This is a genomic window from Psychrobacter piechaudii (assembly GCF_900162825.1).
Taxonomy (GTDB): Bacteria; Pseudomonadota; Gammaproteobacteria; order Pseudomonadales; family Moraxellaceae; genus Psychrobacter; species Psychrobacter piechaudii.
Genome location: NZ_FUGE01000134.1, coordinates 1 through 1,626, shown reverse-complemented (window position 1 = coordinate 1,626; position 1,626 = coordinate 1). Strand labels below are relative to the sequence as shown.

The window sequence follows — 1,626 nt, the reverse complement described above, 5'->3', positions numbered from 1 at the left end:
TTGAGCAGGGAGTTATCAATCTACCTAAAATAAAAGGCATCAAAACCGTATTTAGCCGTGAGTTTGAGGGCAGGGTTAAAACAGTAACGATTAGTAAGATAGCAACAGGCAAATACTATGCAAGTATTTTAGTTGAAAACAATGAAGTTGTACCAACACCTACCACAATAGAGCCTAGCCTAACTGTTGGTATTGACTTAGGCATCCGCCATTTACTTAACTTATCAGGCGGTAGCAAGTTTGATAACCCAAAGCATTTAGCCAAAGCCAGTCAAAGACTTTCTATGCAGCAAAAAATCTTTGCTCGTAAACAAAAGACCAGTAAAAACTATCAAAAACAAAAATTAGCCGTTGCTCGTATTCATGAAAAAGTACGCAACCAGCGCTTAGACTTACACGATAAAGTCACGCATAAACTGATTTGCGAAAACCAAGCGACCAGTTATGCGATTGAAGATTTAGGTGTAAAAAATATGGTAAAGAACCGTAAACTTGCCAAAGCCACTAATGATGTGGGTTGGGGGCAGTTTGTTACCCTGCTTACTTACAAGGCGAATTGGTATGGTAAGAATATCCTAAAGGTAACTCGATTCTTTGCCAGTTCTAAAATTTGTTCGCATTGTCATCACAAATTAGAGAGTCTGCCGTTATCGGTGCGTCATTGGACGTGTCCTAGCTGTCAAACACACCATGACCGTGATATCAATGCTGCGAGCAATATACGCCAACAGGCGTTAGCTGATGTAGCAGGACTTGCTACTGTGTAAAGAGTTCCCCCAGTACAATACTTATCAGCGTAAGTGTACTGGCGAAAGATGGTAGCTTAGGTTGCTATGGGTCGCAAAGACTCCCCTACCATAACCGCTAGGTTTGGTGGTGGGAGTATGTCAATGTGGCCAAAATGTCCACGAGGTAACCCACTGTTTCCAAAAAAACTTAATATAGTGGCGTCGACCTGCTCTGAGATATACCCTGGCATAATCCAAGTTCAGGGGTTGTTTTAGGAGTAATTCATTGACTGCTGTGTCAAATTGATGATTATTGTCGCTATCGGTGAAAATTAAAACATATTCTTTAGCCTGATTATGGCAACGATAGTGCGCATCTGCTAAACACATTATGCTGTTTTGACGCTGCATAAAGCTTTGGCAGTACGAAAGGCACCTGTTATTTGATCACGTACCTCTTTGGCTTCCCAACTTTTTAATGTGCCAATAAAAGAGGGCAAAGCGATTGAAGTTAAAGTGATAAGTAGTAACAGGGTTAGTAGCAACGCTATTAAAGTAAAGCCCTTATTTTGACCTATTTTGTTTGGGTTAAGTTTAAGATTGTCAAAGGATTTTTGAGCGCTTTGATTAAGTAACTTAACAATAGAAAACGACATTACAGGTTAACCTTATAGTATCTACGAAAAGCTATTTAGGCTCAGCCCAGTGATAGCTTGGTATTTGTGGCAATATATAACCTATTGTCAAATTTTGTTACATTTGGTGAAAAAATAGGGGTGAAGGATAGAACTATTTGAGGATATGTATTAGAATTAGTATTAGTTAGTTGTGTATCACATTTAGTTATATTTGATTACATATCATTAAATCACATAAAAAAGATTAGTGTACTGATTAG

The 1,626-nt window shown here is 38.6% G+C and carries 2 protein-coding genes; one reads left to right on the top strand and one right to left on the bottom strand.

Annotation, left to right across the window (positions count from 1 at the left end):
• Positions 1-767: RNA-guided endonuclease TnpB family protein (locus tag A1019T_RS07430; RefSeq protein ID WP_077451091.1), on the top strand; the 767-nt coding region annotated here is incomplete at its 5' end.
• A gap of 350 nt (positions 768-1,117) precedes the next feature.
• Here the strand turns inward: A1019T_RS07430 and A1019T_RS13400 are convergent.
• Positions 1,118-1,384 carry a hypothetical protein gene (locus A1019T_RS13400; RefSeq protein ID WP_077451090.1) on the bottom strand — a complete coding sequence of 89 codons (267 nt, stop codon included), beginning with the start codon at positions 1,382-1,384 and terminating at the stop codon, positions 1,118-1,120.
• Positions 1,385-1,626 lie beyond the last annotated feature (242 nt).

Excerpts from the sequence above, each read along its gene's own strand:
- A1019T_RS13400 (WP_077451090.1), bottom strand. The coding sequence starts at position 1,384 with ATGTCGTTTTCTATTGTTAAGTTACTTAATCAAAGCGCTCAAAAATCC.